Annotated in this window: 8 protein-coding genes and 1 pseudogene; 7 read left to right on the forward strand and 2 right to left on the reverse strand. The window is 64.2% G+C overall.

Annotated features, from left to right (window positions below; genetic code table 11):
- Together ADK67_RS52225 and ADK67_RS06325 are read left to right on the forward strand one after the other, a co-directional pair.
- Window positions 1-289 (forward strand): DUF6247 family protein (locus ADK67_RS52225; protein ID WP_053715444.1); only part of this gene is annotated, 289 nt, incomplete at its 5' end.
- Window positions 290-535 (forward strand): hypothetical protein, encoded by a 246-nt coding sequence (locus tag ADK67_RS06325; protein WP_053715445.1) that lies wholly within the window; start codon window positions 290-292, stop codon window positions 533-535.
- 244 nt (window positions 536-779) lie between these two features.
- On the opposite strand, the pseudogene ADK67_RS55030 reads toward ADK67_RS06325, so the two are convergent.
- A pseudogene (locus ADK67_RS55030) lies at window positions 780-1042 on the reverse strand (IS701 family transposase); the annotation flags it as partial.
- Window positions 1043-1369: 327 nt separating this feature from the next.
- On the opposite strand from ADK67_RS55030, the gene ADK67_RS06335 reads away from it, so the two are divergent.
- The 4 genes from ADK67_RS06335 (at window position 1370) to ADK67_RS52245 (ending at window position 6002) form a co-directional block, all read left to right on the forward strand.
- Complete coding sequence (locus tag ADK67_RS06335) at window positions 1370-3850, forward strand: tetratricopeptide repeat protein (RefSeq protein ID WP_053715447.1); 2481 nt, start codon at window positions 1370-1372, stop codon at window positions 3848-3850.
- 460 nt (window positions 3851-4310) lie between these two features.
- Window positions 4311-5051, forward strand: coding sequence for an integrase core domain-containing protein (locus ADK67_RS53405; protein WP_231648042.1), 741 nt, complete (start codon window positions 4311-4313; stop codon window positions 5049-5051).
- Window positions 5052-5103: 52 nt separating this feature from the next.
- Complete coding sequence (locus ADK67_RS53410; RefSeq protein ID WP_231648044.1) at window positions 5104-5721, forward strand: helix-turn-helix domain-containing protein; 618 nt, start codon at window positions 5104-5106, stop codon at window positions 5719-5721.
- Complete coding sequence (locus tag ADK67_RS52245) at window positions 5610-6002, forward strand: integrase core domain-containing protein (RefSeq protein ID WP_231648043.1); 393 nt, start codon at window positions 5610-5612, stop codon at window positions 6000-6002. Before ADK67_RS53410 ends, ADK67_RS52245 begins: the two co-directional genes overlap by 112 nt.
- A gap of 346 nt (window positions 6003-6348) precedes the next feature.
- Here ADK67_RS52245 and ADK67_RS50510 read toward each other — a convergent pair whose 3' ends face one another.
- Complete coding sequence (locus ADK67_RS50510; protein ID WP_157619968.1) at window positions 6349-7059, reverse strand: hypothetical protein; 711 nt, start codon at window positions 7057-7059, stop codon at window positions 6349-6351.
- A 528-nt stretch (window positions 7060-7587) separates the two neighbouring features.
- On the opposite strand from ADK67_RS50510, the gene ADK67_RS50515 reads away from it, so the two are divergent.
- On the forward strand, window positions 7588-7776 hold the full coding sequence (locus ADK67_RS50515; RefSeq protein WP_157619969.1) for a hypothetical protein: 189 nt from the start codon (window positions 7588-7590) through the stop codon (window positions 7774-7776).
- The last annotated feature ends 85 nt before the right edge of the window (window positions 7777-7861 follow it).

Genomic DNA, 7861 nt, shown 5'->3' on the forward strand with positions numbered 1-7861 from the left:
GGAGGTCGAGAAGACCCCCGAGGCGATCCGCGCCGCACTGCTGCCCGAGGAACGCGACGCCTTCGACGCCGACTGCCGCCACGCCCTGGGCCAGGCCGCAGCCGAGTCCAGCCTCGAACCGGTCCGCAGCGTGATCGAGCAGTGGTGGCGCATCGCCACCGTCACCCGGCACGACCCCGCCGCACACCGGCGGATGCTCGGCCGCATCGACCAGACCCGCACCACCGGCCAGACACCCGGACGGCTGCGCACCTGGGACGAACTGCAGACGGAGCGCGGCGGCCGATAGGTGACCTACCAGATCCAACTCCCCGACGAAGTCTGGGACCAGATCCACGCACTGCCTGCAGAGGCCGACGAACCGCTGTCCGAGGCCATGACCCTGCTGGCCCACGAACCGTGGTACGGCGAGCCCTACCATCGCGCCAACCCCACCGGCACCCTGCGCCAACTCGTCTACGGGCACGGCAACGGCCTCATCATCTACCTCATCCTCGAACAACAGAACCGCATCGTCATCGAACGCGTCCTCTGACTCGAAGACCTCGGCTGACCACGCACCACAAAAGATCCGCGACCGCGCGTCCAATACCCAGCAACTACAGCACGTTTCAATCAACACTGAAACTATAGAGCAGACCTACGCTGCATTGCGCTGCACCCCTCGACAAGCCATCGAGCTGCCACCGACCAGTCGTCGACGACCTCATCAACGAGTGCAAACCCATCGCGACGTAAGCGCAGTTCAGGCCGCGTGGCCGACTTTTGACACCCCACAGGCCTTCGAAGTGGTCCAGGCCGAGGCTGTCCTTGAGTTCGCGGTAGTCGTGCTCGATGCGCCACCGGATCTTGGCGAGTTTCACAAGGTTGCGCACGCGGATGTCGGCGGTCAGGTGCACAGCCAGTAGTCGGTGGGCTCGGGTGCGCCGGGTGGCCATTCGGCGAGCAGCCAGCATCCCGGGAGGCTGCCGTCGGGGGCCTTGGGGATGGCGCGGTTGGCGGGACGGGCCCGCAGCGCCAGGAACCGGGGCCGCATCCGTCCGGTCGGGGGGTGGACGTTCAAGCCCTCGTCACGCGTGTCCGGGCAGTGTGGGAGCAGTCGACTCACTGCGCACGGCCCGACGTCGGGCAAGGCGAGTTGCTACTGCGACAACTGAACATGGCACGCCTCGAACCGCAAGCCCCAGTCCGCTGAGCGGCGTCGTTACAGTGGAGTACCCGCGGCTGCCGAAGGACCTAATCAGGTGCTGGACGGAGTGGCGCAAGGCGACGCTGGGCAGCGAAGGTCAACAATGTCAAGTCCGAGCGCAAGGGAATCGATCGGCAACTCCACCACCGGTTTCGTCAGGCGCGGCCGTAGACTTGACCCATGTCCCAGAAGCCGGAGATCACACCGGTCTGGTTAAATCCCAAGCTCGAAGTGCTGCCGACGCAAGACATGCCCTGGGGCCGCTTCGAAGCTCTCCTGCACAGCTTGGCGAAGGACGAGCGCGGCCTGACCAACGTGCGTGTCTACGGCGAGCCTGGACAGAGTCAGTACGGCATCGACATCGCGGGTACGCTGCCGAACGGCAACCACGAAGCGATCCAGTGCAAGAAGCGCAAGAGGTTCACCAAGCGTGACCTGACATCGACGGTGAAGACTTTCCTGGACCGGAGGAATAACCTTCCCTTCACCGTAGCGACGCTCGTAGTGGCCGTCGCGTGCGACGCGCAGAAGACTGAGGTCTTCGACGAGTTGCACCGCCTCAACGAGGATCCTAACGGTGTTCGGATCGAACTTTGGGATCGGCGCGACATCTGCGACATGCTCCGCAAACACCGGAACATCGTCAGCACTTTCTTCGGCGACGCGGCTGCCGATGACTTCTGCCCGCGCGACCCAGCCCCTGGCGTCCGAGCGAGAGCGGTACTCGACGTGGCCGTACCCGTCGTCGGACGTGACGAGGACTTGCGGCGGATGGCGACTGAACTGGGCCATGGACGCACCGCACGCCGGCCGAAGTGCCTGATTCTGAGCGGCATGGGCGGCATCGGCAAGACCAGCCTCGCGCGCATGTACGCACAGCACAACGCAGAGGCCTACGGTTTCGTCGCGCTGGTACGAGGCGAACACGCCGCCATCGCCGATGGCGATTACCGCGAACTGCTGGGAACCCTGCGTCCCGGTCTCGATGTCACAACGGTCCGGGACGCGCGCGCCGAGGTCTTCGCCGACCTGGAGAAGCGAAACGAGCGCTGGCTGCTCGTCCTCGACGACGTGCCCAACCTCGATGCGCTGCACAGCCTGATCCCACCAGCAGGCGACGGCGATGTGCTGGTCACCACACGCGCACGCCGGTCCACGTGGTCACAGACCGCGTATTCGGTACTGAAAGTGGAACCGCTGACCGAATCGACTTCCGCACGCCTGCTGATGGACCGGACCGACGACAGGGATCAGGCGTCCGCGCACGCATTAGCCGCCAGGCTCGGAGGCTCTCCGTTGGCCCTCATCCACGCCATCGGGCGCATCCAGGACACCGCCGACTCGATCGCCAGCTACCTCGCCGCCTACCGGGATCACCGGACCGGGCCGGAATTACGCGGGAAGGTACACCAACAGGACTATTACCCCCACACGATCGCAGCCACCGTTGATCTGTCAGCCCAGCACTTGTCCCCGTCTGACCAGGAACTACTCGGTGTGTTGTCGCTCTATGCTCCCGCCGCGATCCCCGTAACGCTGCTGGGCATCCCAGGGGACGACAATTTCAGCGTCCGCAGCACCATCGAAGCACTCGGCCGATTCAGCTTGATCGATGTCGTGAGACGCGACGTCGTCGCGATCCACCCAGTCGTACAGGAGGTGACGCGCGACCGGCTCCGAGCCGAAGACTCATGGGCCAAGATCACAACGCAGGCCCGACGATTATTCGACAATGCCATGCCCCTCCAACCACCCAACCCGAAAAGCCTGGCTCTATGGAACACTTTACGTGCCCACGGCTACGCCCTAGTGGAAAACCTACCCCGGCACGACCGCGCCACGTTGGCCACACGTTGTGACTTGGCGCAGTGGACAGGGTTTTCCGGCGACATCCGCGCGGCACGCGATCAGTACCAGGAACTCGTCGCCGACCATGACGATGCACTGGGCGCCAACGATCCGGACACACTGCACGTCCGCCGTCGCCATGCGAACTGGGTTGGCCACGAAGGTAACGCGCGCGAAGCACGCCTCCTGATGGAGGAACTACTGCAAGTCTGCAGACGAGAACTGGGCCCGCACGCCCCACAAACCCTCGAGGTCCACCACTCGTTGGCATGGTGGACAGGACAGGAGGAGGACTATGAAGGTGCACGTCTGATGTACGAGGCCCTTGTGCGTGAGAGAACCCGCCTGTCGGGACCGACGCACATCGACACCATCCGGGCCAGGCACAACTGTGCCCATTGGACCGGACTGGCGGGCGACAGGCGGGGCGCGCTCGGCCTGTTCGGCAGGCTGGTCCCGGTAGCGCAAGAAACGCTCGGCCCCAACCACCACCGCACCCTCGCCGCGCGAAACGGGCACGCCTTTTGGACCGGCTTCGCCGGTGATCTCGAAACCGCGCGTCGCCTGTACCAGCGATTGGTGGAGGACTGCACCGCCACCCTCGGTCCTGAGCACCGGGACACGCTATTTGCAATGCACTATCAGGCGCTGCACACCTTCGCCGCCGGCCGTCACGACGAAGGGATGCGTATTGCAACCCTTGTCGCCCAGACACGTGCGCGAGTACTCGGCGAGAACCACTCCGACACCCAGAAGACACGCCAGCACCTCCATGCTTGGGCTGTCCAGTTGACCCGCGCTGGTCTGCGATAGTTGCAGACCAGCCATCGGCACGGCTCCGGCGTCTGCGAGGGTCAAACTTTGCACCGTGTGCCGCTCTAATAGTCATCGTTGCTGGTAGAGCGAGGGCTGTGTTGAGAGCATGGCCGGGTGATCGTGTCCTTGCTGTACAGGGTGACCTGGGGGTTGCTGTCAGTTCCGTCGGTGCTGCTGCGCTGCGAGGCGACGAAGGACGCCGAGCTGCTGGTGCTGCGACACCAGAACGCAGTTCTTCGTCGGCAACTGACGGGCCCTGTCCGCTACGAGCCCGCGGACCGGTTCTGGTTCGCCGCCCTGTCCGGTTTGGTGGACCGTCGCCGGTGGCGGGAGGTCTTCCCTGTCACGCCGGGCACCCTGCTCGCCTGGCACCGCAGACTCATGGCCCGTAAGTGGGACTACTTCCGCGCGTCGACGTGCCGGGCGCCCACCAACCCGAACGGCGGTCAAGACGCTCGTGCTGCGGCTCGCCCAGGAGAACCCGCGGTGGGGTCATCGGCGAATCCAGGGCGAACTGGCCCGACTCGGCCATCACATCGCCCACTCGACGGTCTGGCGAATCCTGCACGAAGCGGGCATCGACCCGGCACCACGCCGCACCGGCCCGACCTGGCGCGAGTTTCTCACCGCCCAGGCCCAGGGCGTCATTGCGGCTGACTTCCTCCACCTCGACACCATGCTCGGCAAGCGCCTGTACGCGTTGGTGTTCCTCGAACACGGCACCCGACGCCTGCACGTCACCGGCGTCACCACCCACCCCACCTGGGAGTGGACGACCCAACAGGCCAGGAACCTCGCCGCCGACCTCGGACACCGGACGCAGTCCCTACGCTTCCTGCTCCGCGACCGCGACGGCAAGTACGGCCGGGCGTTCGACAGCGTCTTCCTGGCGGACGACTTACGCATTATCAAGAGCGCGCCGCAGGCGCCTCGGATGAACGCCCACTGCGAACGGGTCATCGGCACCATCCGACGCGAACTCCTCGACCACATCCTCATCACCGGCGAAGCCCACGCACGACACGTCCTCAAGACCTACGAGCACCACTACAACCAGCACCGACCCCACCAAGCCCGCGACCAACTACCACCCGACGCCCGGCAACACCCCGCCGCGGTACACGACCTCGACACCCGCAGACTGCAGCGCACCCGAGTTCTCGGCGGTCTGATCAACGAGTACAGACACGCCGCTTGAGCAGCAGCGATGACTTTTCGAGCGGCACAGGTTGGACTGGGCCGATCGCGCTGTGCTCGCCGCGCTGGTTCGCCGACTCCCCCGACTGCTGCGCGAGCACCGGTTGGTGACACCGGGAACCCTCCTACGATGGCACCGACGCCTGGTCGCGAAGAAATGGACCTACCCCCACCGGCCCGGCCGACCGCCGATCGACGACACCATCGTGGCGCTGATCGAGCGCATGGCGCGGGAGAACACCGGCTGGGGCTACCACCGGATCCAGGGCGAGCTGCTCAAGCTCGGCACGGGTGGCCGACTCAACCGTACGGCGCGCGCTCAAGCGCCTGCCGATCCAACCGGACCCCGGGGCGACACCGACACCTCCTGGCGGTGGTTCCTGCGCGCCCAGGCCACGAGCATGTTCGCCTGTGACTTCTTCCACGTCGACTGCGTGGTCACCCTCAAGCGGGTCTACGTGTTCTTCGTGATGGAGGTCGCCACCCGCTACGTCCACATCCTCGGCGTCACCACAAACCCGACGGCCCATGGACCACCCAACAAGCCCGCAACCTGCTCATGGACCTCGGTGACCGGGCAGACGGCTTCCGGTTCCTCATCCGCGACCGAGCCGGTCAGTTCACCGCCTCGTTCGACGCGGCCCTCTCCGGCGCAGGCATCCAGGTCGTGAAGATCCCACCACGGTGTCCACGAGCCAACGCCCACGCCGAACGCTTCGTCGGAACCGTCAGACGCGAAGCCACCGACCGACTGCTCGTCATCAACGAACACCACCTGCGCACGGTGCTGGACCACTACGCGGCCCACTACAACCAACGCCGACCACACCAAGCACTACAACTCGCCCCACCACAACCAGACCACCCGCCCGCAAAGCCGGACCACACCTCGATACGACGCCGACCAGTCCTCGGCGGCCTCATCAACGAGTACGAACCCACAGCCGCCTAACCGCAGGTCAGGCCATGTGGCTGACTTTTGGAACCCCACAGGCTGACTGGGTTCGCATCCGCGCTCGCATCTTGAAGCGCGACGGTTACCGCTGCACCCACCTCGACGAATCCGGGGTGCGGTGCGCGGAACCGGCGAGCGACGTGGACCACGTACTGCGCGGCGACGACCACCGAGACGCCAACCTCACCTCGCTCTGTGGGTGGCATCACCGCCAGAAGTCGTCGAGGGAAGGGGCGGCGGCAAGAGCCGCCAACTGGAGACGTCATAACGCAAAGTTGCGGCGATCAGAGAAGCATCCCTGGCTCGCATAATGGCCCGGCTCCACTTGCCGGGCCCAATTGACTCATGACGAACCGATCGCGCGGGGATCGTCTTCGTCGACCACCTCGACGTCGAGGAGCTCATCTAGGTCGATCACGAGTTGATCGAGATCGCGCCTATAGATATTCGAGGCTCGGAGCAAGATTCGGGTCACCCGCTTGCCGGTGTCTGAGTTCGGATCAATTCCCCTCGCCTTAAGTTCCTCCTTAAGGTAGGAGCGGAGCTCTTTCAGGACGATGTGCCTGTTTTGAATCTCGTGTCTCTCGGCGGAGCCTTCCAATTTCCTAAGCTCTATTTCCTCGCGTCGAACTTCCTGTTTATGCTTTTGCCAATGCATGACTGTCTTGAGTATACCTTCGAACCTCTTGGCCAGAGCTCGTGCGGCTACTGTGAAGAGTCCGATCGTAACGGGTTCTACCGCGAGGACAACGTCCATCGGGCTCGCGTACGAAACGCGAAGCACTGTCACGGTTTCGGTGACTTCTTCAGCGAACTGCTGACTCGCGTAGTTTCCAGCGAAGACGCCTTGTTCCAGCGGGAAAAGAACTCGCTCTGCCGTGGCCTCGGTCTCCCCGGCAAGCTGATCGAAAACGATCTCGCAAGTTGCCGCGAAGGTGCAGATTCCAACTAGCGAGCGGAACTGCGCCGCGAAGTGGGAGATCGTCGGCCGATCGGTATCGAAGGCGATGTAGAGGACCTCCGCCTGCAAGGCGGTCTCTGCTGTGGATGTCATACGTCTGATTGTCGCGCATCCGGCGGCCATACGCAGGACTCCCAGAGGTACGTGCTTGAAATATGAGCGCCATTCGCCTTGGGGCGATACACCGGCGGTATCGACCGCCCGGTCGCCGTTCCACCAGCGATGCATCCTCCAACGCCGACAACTCCCTGCGTCCCAAGCCTGAGGGCAGATCGGTCAGGGAGGCCACGGCGGGAAGCGTGGTGTCAGGGCCGGGTATGACGCTGAAGAGCGCGAACACGACGCGTTGTTCGTCTGTGAGTCGGCGCAGGGACCATGACAGCACCGTAGGCAGACTGGCGCCCGGGTCGCCGTGGTCGAGCATTTCCAGTGCGAGCCAGTAACCGCTTACCGCAGGTCAGACCACGAAAACCACTTCCGGGGCCACACGTCCCCTGCCCTGCACGGACGGCATCCTCGGCAAGCACAACCTCACACTGCTGACTGCTCTCACGGTTCATGAGATAGCGCCCATTTCTCCCGGAGAATACGGGCGATCTCGCGGGCCTGCACAGTCGAAGGGTGGCCGGAACCGAGAATGAGCGTTCGACCGAGGACGATCTCATCAAGGTGGGTGATTGCCTCCGGGAAATGACCGAGCGCCACTCACCAGTTCGCGAGGTTGAAGCGGGTATGGAGCGTGCTTGGGTGGCACGGACCTACTATCTTTATCTGATCTTCGAGAAGCCTGTCGAGTGCAATGCCGTTTAGTTAGGTGGGTTTGGGTGTGTTGGTGCTGGTGGCGGGGTGTGTTGTCACTACGGTGTGGTGGGTGTCGTCTGGGGTGGAGCGTCGG

Origin of the sequence: Saccharothrix sp. NRRL B-16348 (genome assembly GCF_001280085.1) — a bacterium.
Lineage (GTDB): Bacteria > Actinomycetota > Actinomycetes > Mycobacteriales > Pseudonocardiaceae > Actinosynnema.